Raw genomic sequence first — 25,017 nt, 5'->3', positions numbered from 1 at the left:
GCGTGCAGGCGAGCGGTTTACTTGGTGATAGGAACCAATGCTTCTGTCTGGTCCCAGCTTAAAATCATGTTGACGCCGCCCGGTATATCTTCGAAGTAAATATTAAACAACTCCTGAACTGTCGGCCTGATCCTGATAGGCACTTCCACGCGCATCACATCTTTGCCATCATTATATTCCGTGCCCCACTGGCCGGTTTCGGAATTGAGGATAATTTTCCATGTGCTTTGCCCAGGGACCGAGTAAAGCGAATAAGTGCCCGCTTTCACCGGCTTGCCGCCGATAGACAGGCCCTCGCCTAGTTCAATGAGTGTGGCTTCGTTAGCGCCGGTGCGCCAAACTTTCCCGTAAGGCGCAAGCGCCTTATCTTGTTCCCTGCCAAAAAGCAGTCTTCCTTTCTTGCCTGGCTTACTATAAGTGACCTTTACACTTACACCATTGTTCGTTGTTTCTGCAACCGCTTCCGGGCTGAATGATTTGGTATACATTCTCATTCCAAAAAATCCAGCTAAAACAATAACAAGCACGCCAGCAACGATAAGGAGAATTTTTTTCATAGGATCAAGGGCAAACGATTTTATAAAAAGTGTACGTAACTGAAAGTCGCAAATAGTAATAATTATCCTTCAAAGACGGATCGCCTTGCTGAAATTTATCCGTCCCTACCGGATCCCCTCCCAAGTTATCAAGATAATCCGAATAAGTTTTTCTGGCTCCGTATTCGATGCCAATGTTCCAGGGACGCCTGATCTGATATTTGATCCCCACCCCATAAGGAAGCACAAATGAGCTGGTTTTGTAACCCACACCCTGCGGGTCAGGATTGAACTTAGTGTAACCGATTCCTCCAAAAACATAAGGACTCCAGTTCACAGCAAAACGCCGCTCCTGAAAATTGAGAAAGTTATATTCCGCAACGGCGCTTCCTTCAAAAATGCGCGATGTAAATGAAAAATTGCGCGCTTGCTGAAAAGGATCCTTGCTATGCTTGTCGTCCGCGCCGATAATGCCGCCCATCAGTTCTGCCCGCAGAGACAATGCCTGGGAAGGATTATACCGAAAAAAAACGCTTCCTGCGGGTTTGAAAAAACGAAGCCTAACCGAGGGTGCAATGTCTCCCTTGTAATTCAATGCGCCCAACCCCGCCCCTATCTCGATTTTTTGCGCCTTAACCGCATTCCCGGAGGCCACAAAAAAATAAATACCTGCCGCCAGATTAAGCAGCAAGTATTTTGCATTTATAAATTTTAAAGAAGACTTCAATGGATGCCTTAGTTATTTTAATGGAGGACATTTGATCTGCGATGGCAACATATAGTTGATATGGATCATACCAAAAAGATAGTTGTCCGTGTAAGTAGGGCTGTTTCCGCGGTCGGTGCCCGGCGCTCCAAAACCCGTGGTTGGCAATGCTGCCAACGGATCATTGGTATCCAGCATATAGTTAACCACAAGGAATTTTTTCAAAGCTTCTGTGCGGTCAGCTCCTTTTCTTGCAGCATAACGCTCTGTTGTTCTGTTACTCAATGCCAATGCAGTCGGATTGTCAGCAAATAATGCAGGATCCGCATAACTTCCGTGCGCATCATCTAAGTAATCTGTAAATGTCTTGCGGAAACCCAGTTCTGCCGAAATATCCAGCTTGGAGTTGATCTTATAGCGAACGCCAATTCCCAAAGGAATCGCAAATTGAACCAGCGAGTAAGGCTTGTCATAACCTTCATTCCCCTGCCCCTCAGTGCCCAGTGGCTGTAATTTAATCCAGTCACCATCCAGGGAGTCAAGTGCTTTCGGGTTGTGTGCAGTAAGCGCTATCCCGGCAAACAGATAAGTTCCAAACTGCGGCCTTCTGTCGTAGCTTCTGTTATCAGGTGTTAATTTAAAAATACCCTGCACAGAGAATTCTTTCAGATCATTTCTGAAATGCAGGTTTCGGGCGTAAAAAATGTTGGATTCCTGCTTTTCGCTGCGGTTCATAATGTAATCGTCACCGGCGATACGCGCGTAAATAAAGCTTGCTCTTGCACCCAGACGGGGCGTAAAATGGCGTGTGTAATTCCCACCAATGCTCCAACGCATCATTTTAAATGTGGAAGCAAGTGGCCTTCTGTAAGGTGCGAAATCTCCAAAATAGCTAGAAGTCCCGAGCCCAAATCCGGCTGTTGAATACGGAACAAAAATGCCCCTGCTCTGCGCCTGGACATCCTGATTCATAAACAAAAGCCCACAAGTCAAGATAAACACCAATGCCCCGGACACTTTCTTTAATTCAGATTTTCTACGCATTTGTGAGATCAATTTTTTGCAAAAATAGAACAGTTGTTGGTTTTATTCAGGGTATATCACCATTTCAACGTATTTCCGAATGATTTATTTGTAACACTAAAATTTTTTAATGTTGCCAAAAATAAAACTTCATTATCATTGCAAATGGAAAAACAGCCTTTGCAATGATTTCAAGCACCAATCTTCACTTTTCTTACTCAGCCCAGAAGAAGTTCAGCTTTCCGGACATTCACTGCAAGGACAAGGAAACACTGCTGATATTGGGCCAGTCGGGCAAGGGGAAAACGACATTGCTGCACTTGCTGGCGCTGTTGCTGAAACCGGAATCGGGACAAATCCTGATCGCAGAAAAGCCGGTAACAGCCCTTTCCCCGGAAGAAATAACGAAGGTCAGGGCGAAGAATATCGGGATCATTTATCAGAAACCCCATTTTGTCAGTTCACTTTCGGTCCTGGAAAATATATTGCTGTCCAACTATCTGGCAGATCAAAAGGAAAACACACAGAAAGCCCGTATGCTGGCGGAAAAACTGGGGTTTGCGGAACATTTGAACAAAAAAACCAATCAGCTCAGCCAGGGTGAACAGCAGCGTGTAAGCATTGCCCGCGCACTCATGAACGAGCCGAATGTCATTCTCGCTGACGAACCAACGTCTAACCTGGACGATAACAATACCCAAAAAGTAATTACATTATTAAAGGAACAATCCGCCTCCATCGGCGCCAGCCTGGTTGTGGTCACGCACGATCAGCGGTTAAAAGATGAGTTTTCCAACCAGGTCCACCTTTAATAGTGCCATTATCCTAATCCTGAACAGATGAATGTTGTCAAAATTAGTCTGGCCAACCTGAAAGAGAAAAAGCTGAACAGTTTTTTAAGTGCCCTTTTGCTTACGCTGGGAATTGGTATGATATCGCTGCTTTTGCTGCTTAACAAACAACTGGACGAGCAGTTTCGCCGGAACATTCGCGGCATTGATATGGTGGTGGGAGCCAAAGGCAGCCCGCTGCAACTAATCCTGTCCAGCATTTACCAGATCGACGCGCCTACCGGCAATGTGCCGCTGGCCGAAGTGGATGCATTGCGTAAAAACCCTTTTATCAAAACGGTGATTCCGCTTTCCATGGGCGACAGTTATCAGGGATTCCGGATCGTGGGCACGACGCCAAAATATATCGAGCATTTTCAGGCAAAATTGGCTCAGGGACAAATTTACAATGCCTCCATGGAAGTGGTGTTAGGCAGCAAAGTAGCCGCAATGTCACAGCTGAAAATCGGCGATACATTCGCAAGCTCGCATGGGCTCGATGGTGCGGGCGAGGCGCATAATGACAAAAAATACAAGGTTACAGGCATTTTCGAAACCACTGGCTCCGTTGTCGACCAGCTTTTACTAACCAGATTATCAAGCGTTTGGGACGTTCATGCGCATGAGGGCGATGCCAAACATGAGGAGCATGAAGAGCATGACGAAGCCGAAACAGGCAGGCAAGTTACCAGCGCACTGATCCAGTTCCGGAATCCAATGGGCTTAATGACCCTTCCGCGGCAGATCAACGAAAACACATCCATGCAGGCCGCATTGCCCAGCATTGAAATCAACCGGCTTTTCTCGCTGCTGGGCGTGGGCATTGAAACGCTTCGGGGATTAGCCCTTATCATTATCAGCATTGCCGGGATCAGCGTTTTTATTTCGCTTTACAATTCACTGAAAGAACGAAAATACGAGATGGCGCTCATGCTTTCTATGGGCGCAACACGTACAAGGCTATTCCTGATGCTATTGCTGGAAGGCTTAATGCTGGCCGTAATCGGCTATTTTTCAGGGATTATTCTGAGCCGCGTTGGGCTTTGGCTGTTTTCGAGAGCGGCTGAGCAGGATTTTCATTATTCATTGCGGAAATTCACGATTCTGCCCGAAGAAATTTACCTGTTTTTTGCAGCCTTGCTGATCGGCTTCCTGGCCTCGGCACTTCCCTCGCTGGGCATTTACCGGTTGAATATCTCCCGGACACTGGCAGAGGAATGATATTCTGCGTAAATTTGTTTACTTAGTTAAATCCTAACCAAGACAAAATAAGGCGCAATGAAATCTGTAAGAATCATCATATTGCTTTTTTGCTTTACCTCTTTATTCGCATTTACGCCGGCCGTTAATCCGGTTAAGGTGACGTGGGAAACGTTGCGCGATGTGACTTTCAAAAAGAAGTGGTATGCCGAAGAATCCATTTATATGCTTCATCCTACGTTCGGCCCGAGTGTTCAGAAGTTGAAGAATCAGCAGGTTACCATTACCGGATACATTCTGCCTGTGGATCTGGACGCTAATTTATACGTGCTTTCCGCATTTCCTTTCAGTGCATGCTTTTTCTGTGGAGGCGCGGGTCCCGAGACGGTTATGACCTTGAATTTCAAGAAAAAAGATGGCCGCAAGTTCAAAACGGATGAACGTCTGACCTTTGTAGGAACATTAAAGCTGAATGCCGACGATATTTATCAGATGAATTACATCCTGGACGGCGCTGAAATCGCTCAATAATCAGATCCCGATCAGCCGCCAGACGCCGGAGATAAAGAAAAGCACGAGTCCAACCGGCGTTAAGACTTTCCATCCAAGATACATCAGCTGATCCACACGCAGTCGGGGAAGTGTCCAGCGTGCCCACATTTGAATTAAAATTCCAAAAATTGCTTTGCCCAGCAGCCAGAAAATGCCCGTAATGTAACCAAACCAGGTTCCGGGTTCTCCACTGGTCCAGTCGGCCAGCTTCAAGGGGCCAATGTTGGGGAAAGGCGTATTCCAGCTTCCCAAAAACAAAATAGCGCCTAACAGGCACACCAGCAGCATCATTCCATACTCCGAAAGCATGAAAAGTGCCCAGCGCATGCCTGAGTATTCGGTGTGAAATCCGGCAACCAGCTCCGATTCACCTTCCGGCAAGTCGAAAGGTGCGCGGTTACATTCTGCCAATGAGGCTATGAAGAAGACAATGTATGCCAATAGTAAAAAAGGGTTCCTGACAATGTTCCAGGACAAAAATCCGCCCACATTCGTCACATCAATGCCCAGGTCTTTTATGCCAAATAAATAAACAGGCTCATTGGAATAAATGCCTTGCTGATAGCTAATGATCTGTAAATCCAGCGTTTGGGTAAGCATTACCACGCAGAGAATGGATAATCCCAAAGGAATCTCATAGGAAATGATCTGCGCCACTGCACGCATAGCGCCGAATAATGCAAACTTATTATTTGAACCCCATCCTGCCATCAAGAGCCCTATAACGTCGACGGAAACAATGGTCAGCAGGAAAAATACGCCGACCGATGCCCCTGAGCCGGCCAAATCAGGCGCTAATGGGATAACTGCAAAACCAGCAAAAACGGATACAAAAATGACAAACGGGGCGAGTAGAAAAAGACGTCTGTCAGCTGCTTTTGGAACAATATCCTCCTTCTGAAGAAGTTTTAGCAAATCGGCGAAAAGTTGAAGCAAGCCCCATTTACCTACTTCCATCGGACCCATCCTATCCTGAATAAATGCAGAAACCTTGCGCTCGAGATAGACGCCGATGACCACAAAACCAGGCACAAGAAGAAGAAAAATGATGAGTGTAAACGGTATCAACGGTGTTTCGGGATCTTAGTGACTGCCAAAAGTAAACAAAAAACTTACTCCACTTCGTCTGGTTCGCCGTTATATCCCGATTCCTGCAAAATCTGTGCAGCGTTTTCCATTCCCATCAATTCGGGAAGGGTTACGCCCGGATTTTCGGCCCTGAAACGGTTTACGATCCGCCAACCCACCCAACGCGCAATGGCGCCCGGCACCTTTTGCCCGATTTCGGTTGTGAATGGTCGCTCTTCAATGAACTTCTTTTTTTTCATCTCCGCAGACTCATACAGCAATTTTCCAGCAATAAAATAAGCCCATATCTGCTGCTGGCTCGCATCTGTTCTGCGCAAATTGTCGGCCGAATATCCAATGACCAGGCTATCCGCAGCAGTCGGCATGATCTGCTTTACAAATGCATAACCCTTACCATAACCGATCATATCCGCGAGCAATGTCTTGTCCGTTGGATCAATTTTGTTGAAACGGTTGGATTCGAAAAAGACGATAGAAGGAACAATGTATTCTTTCTGGTATCTGCGCAGCTGATAATCAAACACATCCGGGCGATACATGGCGTTTGGCCCGCCGAAATAATCCAACCCGATAATGATCAGTGAATCGGTAATGTATAGGTCTGTGCCTGTAAAGCCTGTTACCAAAAACTGCACTTTTGGTGCTTTGAAGGCCGGATAATGGTATTTTATTTGCTTAAATGCTTCTGCAAGCGGGTCCAGAATGTTCTGTTTACGGTCGCCTATGAGGCTATCGAGCTGGTTGCGGAATGCTTGAAAATCAGGGTTTTGTAAAATAGTGAATAAATGCGTTGCCAGCTGTCGGGAATCCATTTGTGAACTCGCAAAATATTCCTTTGCCAGATATGGCCGCACGTCGAGAAAATTTTGCACATCTTTAACCGATTTGCAAGCAAAAAGTGCCTGATCCAGGTTTTCGGACTGAACATTAACAACGGCCTCACTCGTATCGGATTCGAGGCGCTTATCTTTATTACAGGAAATAAAAGAAACAGAAATCAGGAAGCAAAAGAGAGCAAATCTCGATAGGAACATAGCCTTAATATCAAATGACGGATAACGATTCAAAAGTAGAAAAAAAACAAATAAGCATTTTGGGATGCGGCTGGTTAGGTTTTCCATTAGCTCAACGCTTACTGCGCCAGCATAGTACATGGCAGATAAAAGGCAGCACGACATCGGCTTCAAAAATCGAAACATTCGCTGGGAACGGCATTGAGGGCTTTCTGCTTCCGCTTGATCCGGGGTTTAATGCTGATAATGTGGCCTTGCATTCTTTTTTTGACGTGGATACGCTGATCATTTCCCTGCCTCCCCGCCTGCAAAAACACGAACCCGGATTTTATGTAAAGCAAATTGAAGTGATTATTGGCGAAATCAAAAAATCGCGCATTACCAACATTGTATTCATCAGCTCCACCGGAATTTATCCTGAATTAAACCGCATTGTGGTCGAAGATGACGTGAAAACGCCTGATGAATCGGCTTCCCCCGATATGGTTGCCGCAGAAAATTTGTTTACCGCCTTACGCCCCGACCGTGATGTTACGATCCTCAGATTAGGCGGCCTGCTAGGCTATAACCGCATTCCAGGAAAATATGTCCAGGGCAAAAAAGAGATGACAACCGGCTCTATCCCCGTTAATTACATTCACAGGGACGATGCTGTGGGAATCATCATGACCATTCTGCAATCCGGCATTGTGAATGAGACATTCAATATTGTATCGCCGATCCACACAACCCGACGGGAAGTTTATGAAGTCTCCTGCGCGCAATTTGGCTGGGAAGCTCCAACATTTACAGAATCTGCTGAGAAGTCTGATTTCAAAGTTATTTCAGGTGAAAAGCTGGATCAGCACTATCACTATGCTTTCAAATATCCCGATCCGTTACAGTTTTATTATAGCCTGGAAGATGTCGGCGCATAAAAAAATCCGCAAGACAGATCTTGCGGATTTTTAACTACATCTAATCTATTATTATTGAGCGCCCAGCAATTCGGTAAGCTTGCTTTCCAATGCTGGCCCGCGTAAGTTCTTGGCAATGATTTTCCCGTCCTTATCAATCAGGAATGTGGCCGGAATGGCATTAACGCCGTAAGTCTGCGCAACGCCGGAATTCCACTTTTTCAACTCCGATCCATGCAGCCATTTCAGCTTATCGCGCTCAATGGCCGTTTTCCAGGCTTTTTCATTATCATCCAGTGAAACGCCGTAAATGTCAAATCCTTTGTCCTTAAACTTGTCATACATACGCACGACATTCGGATTTTCCATCCGGCAAGGCCCGCACCAGGATGCCCAGAAGTCGATTAAGACAAACTTTCCGCGCAGTGAGGATAATGCAACCGGCTTTCCGTCAGGGCTATTCAATGTAAAATCAGGCGCTTGCTGTCCGACTGAAACGCCTGCAATTCTTTTTATCTGACCAATAAATCCTTTCGCTAATGTCGGTGTCGGCGTTACTTTTTCGTAGTCGTCGGCCAGCTTTTTAAGCATTTCAAGATCATTGTCCGGGCTTAAAAAGTTGTTAGCCGTAAAAAGGGCGACTAATGATGTGCCCATTTCAGGAAGCAATTTCTTAATTACATCCAGCCTTTCTTTATCCGCGCCGGCAAATGCCTGTTGCACTTCCTGGATTTTCTTGGTGTCTTTTTTCTCCTCAGCCTTCGCATATTCTTCGTTCCAACCCGTCACTTTGGCCGCGAAAGACCGCATAAGCTTGTCTATCTGACCATAATATTCCATGTTTTTAGATCCGGAAATATCTGCGTTGCCACCATTTCCCTTTTCGTCTCTTGTAGTTCCGTCGGCAACAACATTGAATGTTTCACCACCTTCCACCAGCAAAATCACCTTCTGACGATCCGCAATGTTCAACGAAAAGAAACTCCCGCGGTCATTCTCAACTCCTTTTATAGCAAAAGTCCCGTCGGCCGCAAGCTGTGTAGAATCCAGCTTGATCGACGATCCGCCCGCAGTAGTCCGCAGCAATGTTACTTTCTCTCCCTTCGCACCATTCTTCACTTTACCGTTAACCGAGAAATCCTTGGGTGCAAGTTGCTGTGCCTGTGATTGAAGGCTAAAAAAAGCAAGACTAACTATAAAAAAACCTTGTTTGACTATTCCTTTCATAACCTTCTTAATTGTTTTTATTAGGCCTGGCTATCAGAGTTTCGCGTTGAGCAACTGGCTTACAAGCTTAGGATCGGCGGTGTTATTTGATTTTTTCATGACTTCTCCCACAAAAAGACCCAGTAACCCCTTTTTTCCTTTTCTATAAGCCGCAACTTTGTCAGGCATTGCATCAATAACCTCATTTACCAACGTTTCAAGCTCGTTTGTATTGCTGTTCTGAATCCAGTTATTTGACGATGCGATCTCTTTGGGATCACGCTGCGGCTCAGACAGAAGCACCGGAAATATCTTTTGCGTAGCCACCGAATTACTCACCACATCCGCCTCACTCAGGTCGATCAATGCAGCCAGACTTTCGGGACTGATCGGGAAACGGTCGATGTTGCCTTCGTGATCATTCAGATACGATTTCACAGGTCCCATCAACCAGTTCGAAGCAGCTTTATAGGCGTTTGTTTTGGCACAAACTGCTTCGAAGTAAGCAGCAATTTCACGCGTATCCGTAAGTACAGCCGCGTCATAAGCCGGAATTCCATATTTATGCGTAAATTTCTCACGCAGCTCGTGCGGCAATGCGGGCATATCGGCTTTAATGCTTTCAAGCCATTCATCAGAAACAACAACCGGACTGAGGTCAGGATCGGGGAAATAGCGATAATCGTTCATCGTTTCCTTCACGCGCATGCCGTAAGTCTGCCCGCTTTCCACGTCAAACATCCGCGTTTCCTGCTGGATAGCCTGCTCGTTTTCGAGCATAGCAACCTGTCTTTTCTCTTCAAAACTTATAGCCCGCATCATGTTGCGGATAGAGTTCATATTCTTGATCTCCACCTTCGTGCCGAGTTTTTCCGCTCCCTTTTTCCTAAGGGAAACATTGACATCGCAACGCAGCGAGCCTTCCTCCATATTGCCATCGCTAATGTGCAGATAGCGCACAAGCCGGCGAATTTCCGTAACAAATGCGCCTGTTTCTTCCGCAGACCGCAAATCCGGCTCGGAAACCATCTCAACCAAAGGCGTCCCGGCGCGGTTGTAATCCAGCAATGTTTCGGTCACACTGCCATCATGCACCGACTTTCCCGCATCCTCTTCCAAATGTATGTGATGGAAGCGGATCACTTTCTCGGTCATTTTTCCATCCGCATTTTTTGTGGAAATCGTCACCCCGCCATTTTCGCAGATCGGTTTCTTGTCCTGTGAGATCTGGTAACCTTTCGGCAGATCGGGATAAAAGTAATTTTTGCGATCAAAAATTGTCCTTTTACTGATAGAGCAGCCACAAGCCAGTCCTAAACGGACCGCATATTCAACTGCTTTCTTATTGATTTTGGGCAATGTCCCTGGTAATGCAAGCGTAAGCGGGCCAATGTTTGTATTAGGATCAGCCCCGAAAAGGTTTCTGTCCTGCGCAAAAAGTTTCGATTCCGTCAGGAGCTGACAATGCACTTCGAGTCCGATTACAGTTTCATACCGGGCCAGAAGTTCATCCGTGATGTCAGCCGGTTGCAGTGCGTTTTGAGTCATATTATAATAAAATGCGTTCGCAAAGATACGAATACGGGCCGTCCATAGCATGAACGGCCCGTATTTTCTAATATTGATAACCCTATTTTACAAAGAGTTAATCCAGTTGGCAATTACAACGATATCACCTTTTGGAACGTGTGCCATAGGCGCCATCGGCGGGTAACCAGGCCAATGTTCCGGTTTTGGACTGTGAACCAGTTCTACAATTTGATCAGATGTATATTTTTTCTTGGCAACATCCGCATAAGCCGGCCCGATCACTTTGTCATAAGGCTGATGGCAAGCAAGACAAGCATGTTTGTTAAGCAATGCCGAAACGTCTGCAGGAACAGGCTTGCGTTTCGCAGGTGCCGCTGCCGCAGTAGGAGCCGCCGCTGCATCCGGATTAGTAGCTGCCGCTGCCGCACCTCCCTGACCAATTGCCGCATCGCCAGAACCAGCATTTGCTGAATCCCCGGCTGCCGGTGCCGCTGCTCCTTGTCCGGAAGCTGCCGCCGCAGGCGCTGGGGCAGGCTGATTTCTTCTTTCGTTCTGCAAAGCTACAAGCGCCGTTTCCTCTCTGGATTTGCTGCCAGATCCGTAATAATGATCATATTTATCTTTGTCTTCCTGTGAAGAGCAACCAATGAAGAACGAAACCGCCAGAGCTATAAGCGCTAATGGGGTACTTTTTTTAAGAGTCATTGTTTTTAAATTAAGAATTTCCGCCAGATTAAGGATTTGCAAACTAACTGCACACGAAGAAAGTAAGTTTGCATTAGATTTCCTTCAAATTTAATTCAGAAATTGAAACTAGGCGGATTATAAGCACAACTTATTTATTTGTACACCAAGACCTTAATGAAAACCGGGTGGAATAAAATTTTTCAAAAAATATACTAAATTTATTAGAGAGCATTGTGAATAAAAGTAAATGTTCTTACTTTTGCAGTCCTATTTGTAAAAACGATGTAAAGCAATGGCTAAGAAAGGTAATAGAGTACAGGTTATATTGGAATGCACAGAACAAAAAGATAGTGGTGTTCCTGGAATGTCACGTTATGTGACTACAAAAAATCGGAAAAATACGCCTGGCCGTATGGAATTGAAAAAATTCAATTCATTCCTGAGACGCTATACAGTCCACAAAGAAATTAAATAAGTTTTTTAACTTTAAAAGATATACAGACATGGCAAAGAAAGTAGTTGCTACCCTGAAAAAAGAAGGCGGTAAAGCATTCGCCAAGGTTATTAAGGCTGTAAAATCTCCAAAAACAGGAGCTTATACCTTCAAAGAAGAAATCGTTCCTTTGGACGGTGTTCAAGGCGCCCTAAAGAACTAGACTGACATTGATTGCACTCGTCCCACTTAGTGAACCGAGTCGCCGGGCGGTCGATGTGTGATATCAAGTTTACAAAAAGTCCCTTTTGGGACTTTTTTTGTTTTATTTTTGGGCGCACTTACACAATTACAGAACTTACCCCAATCACACCATATGAGCTTATTTGGTTTTTTTTCAAAAGAGAAAAAAGAAACATTGGACAAAGGCCTGGAAAAAACCAAAGACAGTTTCTTTGGTAAACTTTCCCGCGCCATTGTTGGTAAAACCACAATTGACGAAGATGTTCTGGACGAGCTCGAAGACATCCTGGTAAGTTCGGATGTAGGCGTTGAGACCACTGTAAAGGTAATTAAGCGGATTGAGGAGCGGGTTGCGAGAGACAAATATGCCACCACGGCCGAATTGGATGGCATTCTGCGTGAAGAAATTGCCGCACTGCTTACCGAAAATAAATCTGTAGACTTTCGCGACAGCTTCGAAACGAAGCATCTACCCAAACCTTATGTCATTATGGTTGTTGGTGTGAATGGTGTGGGGAAAACGACAACGATCGGAAAGCTTGCGCATCAGTTTCACCAACATGGTCATAAAGTTGTACTTGGCGCCGCGGATACATTTCGCGCTGCGGCAGTAGAACAGCTCAAACTCTGGGGAAAACGCGTTGACGTTCCTGTAATCGACCACGGCATGAACACCGATCCTTCCGCAGTGGCATATGACGCATTGAAAAAAGGAATGGAAACAGGCGCCGACGTGATCATTATCGACACGGCCGGACGTTTACATACGAAAGTGAACCTCATGAACGAGCTTTCAAAGATCAAGCGCGTCATGCAAAAGATCATCCCGGATTCACCTCACGAAGTCCTGCTCGTTCTTGACGGCAGCACAGGCCAGAATGCTGTAATCCAAGCCAGGGAATTCACCAAGGTCACAGAAATCACCGCATTAGCCATCACAAAACTCGACGGAACAGCCAAAGGCGGCGTCGTAATCGGCATTTCAGACGAGTTCAAAATCCCCGTCAAATACATAGGCGTAGGAGAAAAAATGGACGACCTGCAAGTTTTCGACCGGGCAGAGTTTGTGGATTCTCTGTTTAAGAAGATTCGCTAAGCGATCCATTTTTACCGAACTTTGCACCCCGTTTCGCCGTTCATTATCAGTCACTTTCATGTGACGTCTGCATTTTTATTATCACTTAAAGCTAAAAGCCCGGCGCTGATAGCTAACTCTAATGAAAACCAAAGGAATAGTTAAGAATAAAGTCAATATTGTAACGCTGGGTTGTTCTAAAAACCTGGTGGATTCAGAGGTGCTTTATACGCAGCTCAAAGGAAATGGATTCGCCGTTGATCATGAGTCGAAAAAGGATGATTCGCAGATTGTTGTGATTAACACCTGTGGATTTATAGATAATGCTAAGGAGGAATCCATTAACACAATCTTGCGCTATGCCGATGCAAAAGCAGCCGGAATGGTGGATAAAGTTTATGTTACAGGCTGTTTATCACACAGATACAAAGACGAGCTTTCCCTAGAAATACCAACTGTAGACGCCTGGTTCGGGACCAATGAGCTGCCACGTTTACTCAAAACGCTGAAAGCTGATTACAAGCATGAACTGGTCGGCGAGCGTTTGTTAACCACGCCTACCCACTACGCTTACCTGAAAATCGCCGAAGGTTGCGATCGCCCTTGCAGTTTTTGTGCAATTCCCATTATGCGCGGCGGTCACGTTTCCCGCTCGATTGAAGAGCTTGTCAAGGAAGCAAGATCACTGGCTAAACGTGGCACCAAAGAACTGATCCTCATTGCCCAGGACCTGACTTACTACGGTCTTGATATTTATAAGAAAAGAAACCTTTCCGACCTGCTGGCTCAACTTTCAGATGTGGAAGGCATTGAGTGGATCAGGTTGCAATATGCTTATCCGGCCGGATTTCCGATGGACATTCTGGACATCATGAACGAGCGCAGCAACATTTGCAAATATCTGGATATGCCTTTGCAAACAGGTTCAACAGAGATTTTGAAATCCATGCGTCGCGGGATTACCAGAGAAAAAACGGAAGCATTGATCGAAACGATCCGCGCCAAAGTGCCTGACATTACATTAAGGACCACATTGATCGTAGGCCACCCCGGCGAAACGGAAGCGCTTTTTGACGAAACCTATGATTTCGTTGAAAAAATGCGTTTCGACCGTTTAGGAGCATTTCAATATTCTCACGAAGACAATACACATTCATACACGCTGCCCGACGACATTCCTGCCGAAATCAAACAGGAACGCGCGGATGCCATCATGGAGCTGCAACAAGGCATTTCGTACGAATTGAACCAGAAAAAAATCGGCAATACTTACAAAGTCCTTTTCGATCGCAAAGAAGGCGGGCATTTTATTGGCCGCACGGAATTCGACTCGCCTGAGGTTGACAATGAAGTGCTTGTGCCGGCAAGTCAGTACGTTCGGTTAGGGGATTTTGCCAATGTTAACATTACATCGGCTGAGGAATTTGATCTTTACGGAACGGTTATTTCCTGATAACGCTTTCCCACTCATTTGTCTTTATTACATTTGCGGCTTATTCGAGAAAAGCTCAATTTAAAAAAATATGTTACAAAGAATTCAGACCGTTTTTTTAGCCCTTACCGTAATCGGAATGGGTATATTTCTTGCGTTTCCAATCTGGTCAAAAGTTTCCCTAGCAGGTGAGGAAAGAGCAGATTTGACTGCGATCAAACTGACACACCAGATCAGCGCCGTGCAGTCGAACATTACACCCGTTTATTACCTAATCATTCTAGCTATTCTGGTTGCCGGAGTCGCAGCTTATGCCATATTGCAATATAAAAACAGGGTTCTACAATCCGCCCTTTGCGCAGTAAACTCCATTTTGATGACCGTCATCATGGGGTTGATAATCTATTTCACCTTTTATAAAACCGCAAAGCTCTTCGATCCAAACCTGCCTGGAAACTACGAAATCGGGTTTTATGGGCTAGTAGGATCCATGCTGGCGAATGTTTTCGCGAATCGTTTTATTAGAAAGGACGAGCGGGAAGTGCAGCAGTCGAAGCGGTTTAGGTAGTGAAATGCGCCCTGTCAGCCTGAGCGGAGACGAAGGCGCGTTACCCAGGAGTAGCGCGCCTTCGTCTCCGCTCAGGCTGACAGGGCATTTAGCGAGCCTACACCAACCCTTCCCGCAACAAATCATGCAGATGCACAAAGCCTAAAATAGCATCCTCTTCTACAACCACGACCTGCGTGATGCTGCGGGTTTGCATGAGTTCAAGCGCCTTTACAGCGTATTCATCCGGCGAGACGGAAATGGGCGATTTGGTCATGATGTCGCGGGCTTTGAGATGCAGAATGTTGCCGCCGTCGTGCTGCTCCAACATTCGCCGCAGATCTCCGTCTGTGATGATCCCGGCCATTTTGCCATCTGCGTTGTTGACTGCCGTTGCGCCAAGCCTTTTAGAAGTCATTTCCAGTATAATTTCCTGCAAGCCAGCATTTTCGGAGACCATTGGCAATGCATTATGCGGATAGATGTCACAGATTTTCAGGTAAAGCCTTTTACCCAATGCACCGCCCGGATGAAATTTTGCAAAATCATCGTGTGTAAAACCCCTGGCTTCCAGTAAGCAAATCGCTAATGCATCGCCTAAAGCCATCGTTACCGAAGTGCTTGTGGTAGGCGCAAGGTTTAGTGGATCCGCTTCTTCGGGGGCGAAGGCGTGCAGGATGTGATCTGCATTTTTGGCCAGGTAGGAATCCTTGTTGCTTACCATGGCGATCATGGTTACGCCGGTGCGTTTCAAAAGGGGGATAAGCACCTTGATTTCGGCAGTGTCACCACTCCGGGAGATGACGATGACCACATCATTGTCCTGGATCATGCCCAGGTCACCATGAATGGCGTCTGCAGCGTGCATGAAGAGCGCGGGCGTTCCGGTGGAGTTTAAAGTAGCAACTATTTTTTGCCCGACAATGGCGCTTTTGCCCACTCCTGACACAACCACGCGACCTCCGCAGTTAATAATAGCATATACGCAGTTTTCAAATTTTTCATCAATCAATCCGATCAGATTATGCAATGCTTCCGCCTCTTGCCGTAATACTTCTTTTGCTATTGACTGAATATTTTTTATTAATTTCAAATCTGAAACACAGTTTTATTGGGAACCAATGGGATTTTTAATTTCAAAAGCAAAGATATAGAAGTTTGGGATAACCATTTTGTTAACAGAGTATGGTAAATAATGTTGATGCAGTCGTTTTAGACACGTTAAAAGAAAGACTAAAAGAAATTTTTGGGTACAGTCAATTCCGGGGTGAGCAAGAAGTTATCATTCAAAACATCCTGCTTGGTAAGAATACTTTTGTAATCATGCCAACCGGAGCTGGAAAATCGCTTTGCTATCAATTGCCTGCTCTTGTCAGCGATGGTCTTACCATCGTTATATCGCCGCTTATCGCATTAATGAAGAACCAGGTCGACCAGTTGACTGCTTTCGGCATCAATGCTCAGTTTCTCAACTCTACGCTTACCAAATCTGAAATTACGCGGGTAAAAAGTGATGCACTGGATGGAAGCCTCAAACTGCTATACATTGCTCCTGAGTCACTTACGAAAGAAGATAACCTGGATTTTCTTAAAAAAGCAAAGATATCATTTGTCGCTATCGATGAGGCACATTGTATTTCGGAATGGGGACACGATTTCAGGCCTGAATACCGACGTATTTACGGGATCATTGAAAATATTGGTAACCTCCCCATTATCGCGCTTACCGCTACTGCAACCCCAAAAGTGCAGCAGGACATTCGTAAAAATCTCCAGATGGAGGAGGCGGAAACATTTAAATCCTCATTTAACCGGAAAAATCTTTACTACGAAATCCGCCCCAAAAAGGATGTTAAAAAACAGCTGATCCGTTACGTCCGTAACAATAAAGGCAAATCAGGAATTGTTTATTGCCTCAGCAGAAAGACGGTGGAGGAAGTGGCTGAACTGCTTCGCGTTAACGACGTTCGTGCATTACCGTATCATGCCGGATTGGACAGCAACACACGCATGGCAAACCAGGATGCGTTTCTGAATGAAGAGGCGGACGTTATTGTGGCAACGATTGCATTCGGGATGGGAATTGACAAGCCGGATGTTCGTTTTGTGATACATTATGATGTTCCCAAGTCGCTGGAAGGTTATTACCAGGAAACCGGCCGGGCAGGACGCGATGGCCTGGAAGGAAATTGCCTGATGTTTTACAGCTATGAGGACATTCAGAAGCTCGAAAAATTCAATAAAGATAAAACCGTCACCGAAAGGGACAATGCACGCCATTTGCTGAACGAAATGGTGGCATATTCCACCTTGGGCGTTTGCCGGAGAAGGCAGCTTTTAAGCTATTTTGGTGAGTATCTGGAAAAAGATTGCGGGTTTTGTGATAACTGCATCAAGTCAACGGAGAAAACAAAGGTTCAGGACGGTGTAATTCTCGTTCTGAGAGCCGTTCAGCTGACTGAGCAGCGATTCGACTGCGAGCACATTGCGGACGTCCTGACGGCTACTGAAAACCAATATGTTAAAAGCTACGAGCACGATCAGCTTGATGTGTATGGGAAAGGATTAGAAATCAGTGAGTCCCGGGAATACTGGATCTCGACCATTCGTCAGCTTGTGATTTTTAATTATCTCGAAAAAGACATTGAAAATTACGGGGTGATCAAACTGGGTGAAAAAGGTGCAAATTACTTGAACGATCCCTATCCGGTTACGCTTCATAAAGACCATAATTTTGATGAAGAGGAAATAAAACCGGAGGATGATGACAAGGATGCGGCTGCCGGAGGCGGGAGTGCGCATGCTTATGACGAAGCGCTTCTAGGAATGCTGAAAGCGCTTAGGAAAAAGGTTGCTAAGGAGAAAAATCTGCCTCCTTACGTTATTTTCCAGGATCCGTCTCTGGAAGAAATGGCAACGACTTATCCGACTACCCAGCAGGAAATGGCGCAGATCAATGGCGTCGGAATGGGTAAGGTGCAGAAATTCGGCCGTCAGTTCCTTGACCTGATCACCCGTTATGTTGAAGAGAATGAGATTGAAACAGCGAAAGATGTCGTTATTAAGTCGACTGTCAATAAATCTAAAATCAAAATATTCATCATTCAGCAAGTCGACCGCAAGGTAAGCCTGGATGAAATCGCAGAAGTTAAAGATCTGGCTCTCGCAGATGTTATCGAAGAAGTTGAACATATCTGCTATTCCGGAACAAAGCTGAATCTTGATTATTATATCAATCAGGTGATTGACCGGGAAAGACAGCAGGATATATATGACTATTTCATGACTGCTGAAACGGACAATATAGCCGCGGCATTGGGAGAATTTGCCAATGACGAAATTAGCGAAGAAGAATTACGGCTTATGCGTATCAAGTTTTTATCCGAGCTGGCGAATTAACGGGCTGGAAGGACTTGTTGTCAGTGTTTTAGTGAAACAATTAACCATTTATGAATATACTAATATTGGGATCAGGCGGAAGAGAACATGCCTTTGCCTGGAAAATAGCCCAAAGCCCTCTTTGTGACAGTTTATATGTAGCGCCCGGCAACGCGGGAACTGCGGGTGTTGCAACCAACCTCTCTATATCTTACAATGATTTTGATGCCATCGCCAATGCGGTGTTGGAAAACAATGTTGAACTGGTGATCGTAGGTCCGGAAGAACCATTGGTCAACGGCATTGTCGATTATTTTGAATCCAGGGCAGATCTTTCAAAAATAAAAATCATAGGCCCGAATAAAGCGGGTGCGCAATTGGAGGGAAGCAAGGATTTCTCCAAACAATTCATGCAGAAATACGGCATTCCAACGGCTTCTTCTGCAACATTCACCGTTGATACATTGGAACAAGGCCTGGAATATCTCGAAGCCCACCCACTTCCGATTGTTTTGAAAGCCGACGGACTGGCTGCCGGCAAAGGTGTTATCATCGCAGAAAAGCATTCAGAAGCGGAAACGGCATTCAGGGAAATGCTTCTGGACCGTAAATTCGGCGATGCGGGCAACAAGGTTGTGATAGAACAATTTTTGAAAGGGATAGAATTATCCGTATTTGTCCTTTCAGATGGAGAGCATTATAAAATTTTACCCGAAGCGAAGGATTACAAACGCATCGGTGAGAACGATACAGGCCTGAATACGGGGGGAATGGGCGCTGTGTCGCCTGTCGCATTTGCGGATGCCAATTTTTTGAAAAAAGTAGATGAAAAAGTCGTTAAACCTACCTTGCAGGGTTTGAAAAGTGAAGGCATTAAATACGTTGGCTTCATTTTTATCGGCTTAATGAACATAAAAGGGGAGCCTTTTGTGATCGAATACAATGTGAGAATGGGTGATCCGGAAACGGAGGTTGTGATTCCACGGATCCAGTCGGATTTTGCTATGCTCATGGCCTCAACGGCGAAAGGGACTTTGAACGATTTTGAATTACAAATTTCCCCGCAGGTGGCCGTGACGACCGTGGTTGTGTCAGGAGGTTATCCAGGAGATTATGAAAAAGGAAAGGTAATTTCCGGCAGCCAAAAAGTAGAAGATGTGTTTTTATACCACGCGGGCACTACTTTCAATGGAAACACCGAAGTTGTGACAAATGGAGGAAGGGTGATGGCGCTTACAGGCCTGGCCAATTCCCTCGAAAATGCGGTTCACAAATCGCAGCGCGCGGCCCAGGCTGTGCAGTTTGAGGGCAAATATTTCCGTCATGACATCGGTGTGGATTTAATACGTTATAACGATTGATGATATGAGTAACTATGGGATGTGGATCATGTTCATCCGGCGGATGCGGTTCTAATGGATCGGCAGTCTCAGGATGTGGAAGTAATGGAACCTGTGGAACAGGTGGTTGCAATAAAATGAACGTTTTTGACTGGCTTAGTCACATGGATGTGCCTGTCAGCCAGCGTTTTGATGTTGTAGAAGTTAAATTCAAAGGAGGAAGAAAAGAGTATTTCAGAAATATAAATCAGCTGGAATTCATCACGGGCGACTATGTAGTCTGTGAAATGGCGTCCGGCCAGCATATCGGGACGGTTTCTTTGCAGGGCGAGCTGGTAAGGCTTCAAATGAAGCGTAAAAACGTGGTCATCAATGATGACATGCACGTCATTTACCGCGTAGCCACTGAAAAAGACCTCGATAAGCATACGCAGGCTATGGCTCGTGAAATGCCGACGCTGTATCGTACACGCGAGATTATCCGCGAGATGAAGCTTAATATGAAGCTCTCAGATGTGGAATTTCAGTCGGATAATACCAAGACGACATTCTATTATTCCTCCGAAGAACGAGTGGATTTCCGTGAGCTGATCAAATCTCTGGCTTCGGAATTCAAGGTAAGGATTGAAATGCGGCAGATCAGTCTGCGCCAGGAAGCGAGCCGTTTGGGCGGATTAGGCTCTTGCGGACGCGAATTGTGCTGCTCGACCTGGCTTACGGATTTTAAAAATATATCCACAGCAGCAGCGCGTTATCAGAATTTGTCATTGAATCCTGCCAAACTTTCAGGACAATGTGGTCGCTTGAAATGCTGCCTGAATTACGAGCTGGAAACCTACATTGATGCTTTGCGGGACATTCCGACAGTGGATGTGCCTTTGAAGACCAAAAAAGGGGTTGCTGTTTTGCAAAAGACCGACATTTTCAAAAAGATCATGTGGTTCGGCTTTGATAAAGACACGAACTGGTATCCGGTGGCGATCAGTAAAGTGCTGGAAATCATGGAGCTGAACAAAAAGGATATCATTCCGGAATCGCTGGAAATCCTGACGCCTCAGGTTGAGAGAACTGCGGTGGACAGGGCACCTGGAAAGATCAACAGCGATCTTGAGAACCTGGATAAAAAATACAGCGAGGAGCAAAAGAAGAAGAAAAAGAAGAAAAACCGGTCGGGCAAGAATAAGAACAATGCCAACAAACCGCAGGCTTCTTCTCCACAGAAAACCGATTAAATCCGGGAGAATTAATAACTGAAAGGAAGTCAAAACTTGTAAAAGTTTGGCTTCCTTTTTTTACAAAACGGCTTATGAGAGCGCATATTGAGAAACTCTACGAAATCTCCCGCAAAAAGTCCCGCAGGATCATTGGGCTCATGTCCGGAACTTCTCTGGACGGGCTGGATGTGGCTGTTTGTAACATTGAAGGAAGCGGAACAGAAACAAAACTGGAACTGGAATTTTTCACAACCGTGCCTTACACTGAGGAATTTCGCAATGAAATACTGCAAATTTTCGCAAAAAGGCAGATCGATTTTCAGCAGCTCTGTCTCCTGAACCCGTTCATAGGCACGACGCACGCCAAAATGATCCTGGATTGCCTTAATAGCTGGGACCTTGACATTGAGCACATTGACCTTATCGCAAGTCACGGCCAGACGGTTTTTCACGCTCCCAAAAAACAGCATAAGCTGCCTGGTTTCCCGAATGCCACATTGCAGATCGGCGACGGCGACCACATTGCAGCGAAGACGGGCGTGATTACATTAAGTGATTTCCGTCAAAAACACATTGCCGCAGGCGGTGAAGGCGCGCCGCTCGCCGTTTATGGCGATCATTTTCTTTTTTCCAAAGCAGGTGAAAACCGCATTCTTCTCAATATGGGCGGTATTGCCAACTTTACATTTCTGCCGGGTTCATTAGACACAACCAAAATATTCACGACCGATACAGGTCCCGGAAATACACTTTTGGACGCTTATACGAAACGTTTTTTCCACAAGCCGTATGATGAAAACGGCGCGATAGCTGCCAGCGGGAAGGTCAATGAAATATTGTTGACGGCATTAAAATCCTATTCCTTTTTTAAAGCGCCTTTCCCCAAAACAACCGGCCCCGAAGTTTTCAACTTTGATTACGTGGAAACCGCCATTCAGCAGTCGAAACTTATTTCGCTTTCCCGGCAGGACATTATCGCCACATTGACGCAACTCAGCGCGGAGACCATTTCCGACGCTATCAAAAGCGTCATGAACGAGGATGAAGTTTACAACATTTACGCGAGTGGTGGAGGCGCGCATAACCCGGTTTTAATGTCCGGGATTTCCAATGCGCTGAATCGTCAGGTTTTGAAAATTGATAAGCTCGGCATTTCCGGCGATGCAAAGGAAGCGGTTTTGTTTGCTGTTTTGGCCAATGAAGCGGTGGCTGGCCAGCAAATGCATTTTGGCGAAAAGGAAGGAGTGCCCGGCGTTTCCATGGGAAAAATCTCTTTTCCAGGCTGATCAGGCGCTTTTCATTTTAGTAATTAAACAACCCATGTACGACATTACCATCATAGGCGGAGGCATTGTAGGGCTCGCCACAGCATTGCGACTGAAAGAGCAGCGGCCTTCGCTTAAAATTCTGCTTCTCGAAAAGGAAAACGAAGTGGCCAAACACCAAACCGGCCACAACAGCGGCGTAATCCATTCCGGGCTTTACTATAAACCCGGCAGTCTCAAAGCCACTAATTGCATCCGAGGTTATCAAATGCTAATCGATTTTTGCGACCGGGAAGGCGTGCATTATGACTTGTGCGGGAAAATTGTGGTTGCAACGACCGAAGATCAAAGGCCATTGCTGCGGAATTTGTTCGAAAGAGGAAATCAGAATGGCTTGACTGAAAACAGGATGATCTCGCAAGGAGAAATCCGGGAAATCGAGCCGCATGTGGTCGGATTAGAAGGCATCTGGGTTCCTTATACGGGCATTATCGATTACAAAGCGGTTTCGGAAAAGTATGCAGAATGCTTCCAGAAAATAGGCGGTGAAATTCGGTTAGGGGAGAAAGCCATTGATATAAAAAACCGGAACACACATTCCGAGGTTGTTTCAGCAACAGGCAAAGTTTATCAAACAAAACTGATCGTCAACTGCGCAGGGCTTTATTCTGATAAAGTAGCTCAATTAACACAACCTGAGGACATTAAGGTGCGGATCATCCCTTTCCGGGGTGAATATTATAAGATCAAACCTGAAAAACAGCATTTAGTAAAAAACCTGATCTATCCTGTCCCAGATCCTAACTTCCCCTTCCTGGGTGTGCATTTTACGCGCATGATCGAAGGCGGCGTTGAAGCGGGGCCCAATGCGGTTTTTGCGTTTCGTCGGGAAGGTTATAATAAGCTGGATGTCAATGTTCCGGAATTGATGGAATCACTGGCCTGGCCGGGTTTCAGGAAAGTGGCGATGAAATATTGGAAAACAGGCATGGGTGAGTATTACCGTTCTTTTTCCAAGGCTGCATTTACCAAAGCATTACAAGGGCTTATTCCGGAGATCCAGAGCGATGACCTTATTCCGGGCGGCGCAGGGGTTCGCGCGCAGGCTTGTGATTATGACGGTGGGCTGCTGGATGATTTCTCCATCATTGAAAACAAGAACGCGATCAATGTCTGCAATGCACCTTCTCCGGCTGCAACATCCTCCTTATCCATCGGGCAAACAGTTTCTGAACGCGTTCTAGCGAGAATTTAACGTCTTTAAACTATATAAAAAAGACCCTGCTTCTAATGTGAAAGCAGGGTCTTTTTGTATAAAACAAATCAGATTACACTTAAATGTTACCTTCTCTGCCTATTTTACTGTTTTTCTTTCCATAACCGAAATATACCGCAAGACCCAGTGCCAGCCAGACCGCAAGACGATACCAGCTTTCAACAGGAAGTGAATACATCAGGTAAAGGCATACGACAATACCCATAATCGGCACAAAAGGAACCAGGGGAGTCTTGAATGAACGTTTCAGATCAGGCCTCTTCACACGCAGCATCCACACACCCACACATACGAGGCAGAATGCAAACAATGTTCCGATACTCACCATGTGGCCCAGGTCACTAACCGGCACTAGACCCGCGAAAATGCTTACAAAGCCCATAAAGAAAAGGTTTGTTTTCCAGGGCGTAGCGAATTTTGCATGTACATCACTGAAAAATCTTGGCAAAAGTCCGTCTTTACTCATTGAATAGAACACGCGGCTTTGCCCCAATAACATAACCAGCATTACAGATGTGTAACCAGCCAGAATAGCAATGATCAAAGCCGTTTGTAGCGAATCATAACCTGTTTTGGCAAAGGCTGTGGCGGCTGGTTTTGCGTCGTTTGCGAATTCCGTATACTTTACCAAACCCGTCATAACGTGCGCAAACAGCACATAAAGGATCGTACAAACAACAAGCGATCCAAGAATCCCGATCGGCATTCCTTTTTGTGGATTCTTTGCTTCCTGGGCTGCCGTTGAAACGGCGTCAAAACCAATAAATGCAAAGAAAACGACCGCGGCACCAGTGGCAATTCCAGTCCAGCCGAAGTTTTCATAGTTTCCTGTGTTCTCAGGAATGTAAGGCACATAATTTTGTGGGTCAATGTGGCTCCATCCCAGTGCGATGAAAATAAGCACAACTGCCACTTTCAACACAACAAGCATATTGTTCAAAAACGCAGAACCTTCTGTTCCTCTGATCAAAAGCATTGAAAGCATGCAGACGATGAATATGGCCGGCAAATTTACGATTCCGTTGTCTATTATGGTGCCGTCGCTCAATTTAACAACTTCAAAAGGAGAGCAAACGAGCTGTGTAGGAAGGTGAATGTCAAATTTGCTCAGGAATTCCAGCAGATAACGTGACCAGCTTACCGAAACGGTAGCCGCTCCCAATGCATATTCCAAAACAAGGTCCCAGCCGATGATCCAGGCAACAAATTCGCCCATAGTAGCATAGGAATAGGTGTAAGCACTTCCCGCAATGGGTATCATGGATGCAAACTCTGCGTAGCAAAGTCCGGCAAATCCGCAACCCACGGCTGCAAGTATGAATGAAATGGTAACTGCCGGTCCTGAATGTTCGGCAGCGGCAATCCCTGTTAATGAAAAGAGCCCGGCCCCGATAATGGCACCAATGCCGAGGGCTACCAAACTGGTTGAACTAAGTGATCGCTTTAACTGGTTCGCTTCTCCGGTTGATTCTTGCAATAATTTTTCAATAGGCTTTTTTGCCCAGAGCTGATTTGCCATATAATGCGTTTGTTGTAGTTATATTAA

The 25,017-nt window shown here is 45.6% G+C and carries 24 protein-coding genes; 14 read left to right on the top strand and 10 right to left on the bottom strand.

What is annotated here, in order from left to right; genetic code table 11:
- Positions 1–17: 17 nt before the first annotated feature.
- From G395_RS0121955 to G395_RS0121945, 3 genes are read right to left on the bottom strand one after another with little or no spacing between them, the layout of a single operon-like run.
- Positions 18–557: a DUF2911 domain-containing protein gene (locus G395_RS0121955; protein ID WP_026632049.1), complete on the bottom strand. Its 540-nt coding sequence runs from the start codon at positions 555–557 to the stop codon at positions 18–20.
- 4 nt (positions 558–561) lie between these two features.
- Positions 562–1,263: a type IX secretion system protein PorG gene (porG, locus tag G395_RS0121950; protein WP_229204252.1), complete on the bottom strand. Its 702-nt coding sequence runs from the start codon at positions 1,261–1,263 to the stop codon at positions 562–564.
- A gap of 12 nt (positions 1,264–1,275) precedes the next feature.
- Positions 1,276–2,286 (bottom strand): hypothetical protein, encoded by a 1,011-nt coding sequence (locus tag G395_RS0121945; protein ID WP_035361864.1) that lies wholly within the window; start codon positions 2,284–2,286, stop codon positions 1,276–1,278.
- A 164-nt stretch (positions 2,287–2,450) separates the two neighbouring features.
- Between G395_RS0121945 and G395_RS0121935 the strand changes: the two genes are divergently transcribed.
- From G395_RS0121935 to G395_RS0121925, 3 genes are read left to right on the top strand one after another with little or no spacing between them, the layout of a single operon-like run.
- On the top strand, positions 2,451–3,077 hold the full coding sequence (locus G395_RS0121935) for an ABC transporter ATP-binding protein (protein WP_026632046.1): 627 nt from the start codon (positions 2,451–2,453) through the stop codon (positions 3,075–3,077).
- A 27-nt stretch (positions 3,078–3,104) separates the two neighbouring features.
- Positions 3,105–4,316, top strand: a complete 1,212-nt coding sequence (locus G395_RS0121930; RefSeq protein WP_026632045.1) for an ABC transporter permease — start codon at positions 3,105–3,107, stop codon at positions 4,314–4,316.
- Positions 4,317–4,373: 57 nt separating this feature from the next.
- Positions 4,374–4,826 carry a hypothetical protein gene (locus G395_RS0121925; protein WP_026632044.1) on the top strand — a complete coding sequence of 151 codons (453 nt, stop codon included), beginning with the start codon at positions 4,374–4,376 and terminating at the stop codon, positions 4,824–4,826.
- On the opposite strand, the gene G395_RS0121920 is transcribed toward G395_RS0121925, so the two are convergent.
- Complete coding sequence (locus G395_RS0121920) at positions 4,827–5,912, bottom strand: complex I subunit 1/NuoH family protein (protein WP_026632043.1); 1,086 nt, start codon at positions 5,910–5,912, stop codon at positions 4,827–4,829. It lies immediately after the preceding gene.
- A 47-nt stretch (positions 5,913–5,959) separates the two neighbouring features.
- Positions 5,960–6,970 (bottom strand): gliding motility protein GldB-related protein, encoded by a 1,011-nt coding sequence (locus tag G395_RS0121915; protein WP_035361863.1) that lies wholly within the window; start codon positions 6,968–6,970, stop codon positions 5,960–5,962.
- A gap of 14 nt (positions 6,971–6,984) precedes the next feature.
- On the opposite strand from G395_RS0121915, the gene G395_RS0121910 reads away from it, so the two are divergent.
- On the top strand, positions 6,985–7,866 hold the full coding sequence (locus G395_RS0121910; RefSeq protein WP_026632041.1) for a Rossmann-fold NAD(P)-binding domain-containing protein: 882 nt from the start codon (positions 6,985–6,987) through the stop codon (positions 7,864–7,866).
- Between the two features lie 51 nt (positions 7,867–7,917).
- On the opposite strand, the gene G395_RS0121905 is transcribed toward G395_RS0121910, so the two are convergent.
- The 3 genes from G395_RS0121905 to G395_RS0121895 all read right to left on the bottom strand — a co-directional run bounded on the left by G395_RS0121905 (position 7,918) and on the right by G395_RS0121895 (position 11,286).
- Complete coding sequence (locus G395_RS0121905; protein ID WP_026632040.1) at positions 7,918–9,072, bottom strand: peroxiredoxin family protein; 1,155 nt, start codon at positions 9,070–9,072, stop codon at positions 7,918–7,920.
- A gap of 33 nt (positions 9,073–9,105) precedes the next feature.
- A complete protein-coding gene (gatB, locus tag G395_RS0121900) occupies positions 9,106–10,599 on the bottom strand; it encodes an Asp-tRNA(Asn)/Glu-tRNA(Gln) amidotransferase subunit GatB (protein WP_026632039.1) in 1,494 nt (497 codons plus the stop codon).
- A gap of 87 nt (positions 10,600–10,686) precedes the next feature.
- Entirely contained in the window at positions 10,687–11,286 is a 600-nt protein-coding gene (locus G395_RS0121895; RefSeq protein ID WP_026632038.1) for a c-type cytochrome, read from the bottom strand.
- Between the two features lie 274 nt (positions 11,287–11,560).
- On the opposite strand from G395_RS0121895, the gene rpmG reads away from it, so the two are divergent.
- From rpmG to G395_RS0121870, 5 genes are all read left to right on the top strand, one after another.
- A complete protein-coding gene (gene rpmG / locus G395_RS0121890; RefSeq protein WP_026632037.1) occupies positions 11,561–11,743 on the top strand; it encodes a 50S ribosomal protein L33 in 183 nt (60 codons plus the stop codon).
- A 28-nt stretch (positions 11,744–11,771) separates the two neighbouring features.
- Complete coding sequence (locus G395_RS31780; protein WP_015813059.1) at positions 11,772–11,924, top strand: DUF4295 domain-containing protein; 153 nt, start codon at positions 11,772–11,774, stop codon at positions 11,922–11,924.
- Positions 11,925–12,077: 153 nt separating this feature from the next.
- Positions 12,078–13,040: a signal recognition particle-docking protein FtsY gene (ftsY, locus tag G395_RS0121880; protein WP_026632036.1), complete on the top strand. Its 963-nt coding sequence runs from the start codon at positions 12,078–12,080 to the stop codon at positions 13,038–13,040.
- 121 nt (positions 13,041–13,161) lie between these two features.
- Positions 13,162–14,472, top strand: coding sequence for a 30S ribosomal protein S12 methylthiotransferase RimO (gene rimO / locus G395_RS0121875; RefSeq protein WP_026632035.1), 1,311 nt, complete (start codon positions 13,162–13,164; stop codon positions 14,470–14,472).
- A gap of 70 nt (positions 14,473–14,542) precedes the next feature.
- Positions 14,543–15,019 carry a DUF4293 domain-containing protein gene (locus tag G395_RS0121870; protein ID WP_026632034.1) on the top strand — a complete coding sequence of 159 codons (477 nt, stop codon included), beginning with the start codon at positions 14,543–14,545 and terminating at the stop codon, positions 15,017–15,019.
- A 97-nt stretch (positions 15,020–15,116) separates the two neighbouring features.
- Here G395_RS0121870 and G395_RS0121865 read toward each other — a convergent pair whose 3' ends face one another.
- Positions 15,117–16,091, bottom strand: a complete 975-nt coding sequence (locus G395_RS0121865; protein ID WP_026632033.1) for a KpsF/GutQ family sugar-phosphate isomerase — start codon at positions 16,089–16,091, stop codon at positions 15,117–15,119.
- A gap of 92 nt (positions 16,092–16,183) precedes the next feature.
- Between G395_RS0121865 and recQ the strand changes: the two genes are divergently transcribed.
- The 5 genes from recQ to lhgD all read left to right on the top strand — a co-directional run bounded on the left by recQ (position 16,184) and on the right by lhgD (position 23,450).
- Positions 16,184–18,397, top strand: coding sequence for a DNA helicase RecQ (recQ, locus tag G395_RS0121860; protein ID WP_026632032.1), 2,214 nt, complete (start codon positions 16,184–16,186; stop codon positions 18,395–18,397).
- A gap of 50 nt (positions 18,398–18,447) precedes the next feature.
- Positions 18,448–19,737: a phosphoribosylamine--glycine ligase gene (gene purD / locus G395_RS0121855; RefSeq protein ID WP_026632031.1), complete on the top strand. Its 1,290-nt coding sequence runs from the start codon at positions 18,448–18,450 to the stop codon at positions 19,735–19,737.
- 116 nt (positions 19,738–19,853) lie between these two features.
- Positions 19,854–20,948 (top strand): PSP1 domain-containing protein, encoded by a 1,095-nt coding sequence (locus tag G395_RS0121845; protein ID WP_026632030.1) that lies wholly within the window; start codon positions 19,854–19,856, stop codon positions 20,946–20,948.
- Between the two features lie 74 nt (positions 20,949–21,022).
- Positions 21,023–22,216 carry an anhydro-N-acetylmuramic acid kinase gene (locus tag G395_RS0121840; protein ID WP_026632029.1) on the top strand — a complete coding sequence of 398 codons (1,194 nt, stop codon included), beginning with the start codon at positions 21,023–21,025 and terminating at the stop codon, positions 22,214–22,216.
- Between the two features lie 34 nt (positions 22,217–22,250).
- Positions 22,251–23,450 carry an L-2-hydroxyglutarate dehydrogenase gene (lhgD, locus tag G395_RS0121835; RefSeq protein ID WP_026632028.1) on the top strand — a complete coding sequence of 400 codons (1,200 nt, stop codon included), beginning with the start codon at positions 22,251–22,253 and terminating at the stop codon, positions 23,448–23,450.
- Positions 23,451–23,529: 79 nt separating this feature from the next.
- Here the strand turns inward: lhgD and G395_RS0121830 are convergent, their stop codons facing one another.
- A complete protein-coding gene (locus G395_RS0121830; RefSeq protein WP_026632027.1) occupies positions 23,530–24,990 on the bottom strand; it encodes an amino acid permease in 1,461 nt (486 codons plus the stop codon).
- Positions 24,991–25,017 lie beyond the last annotated feature (27 nt).

The sequence above is a fragment of the Dyadobacter alkalitolerans DSM 23607 genome, assembly GCF_000428845.1.
Lineage (GTDB): Bacteria > Bacteroidota > Bacteroidia > Cytophagales > Spirosomataceae > Dyadobacter > Dyadobacter alkalitolerans.
Note: the sequence above shows the minus strand (reverse complement) of the source record. Positions and strands in the feature narration are given on the sequence as shown.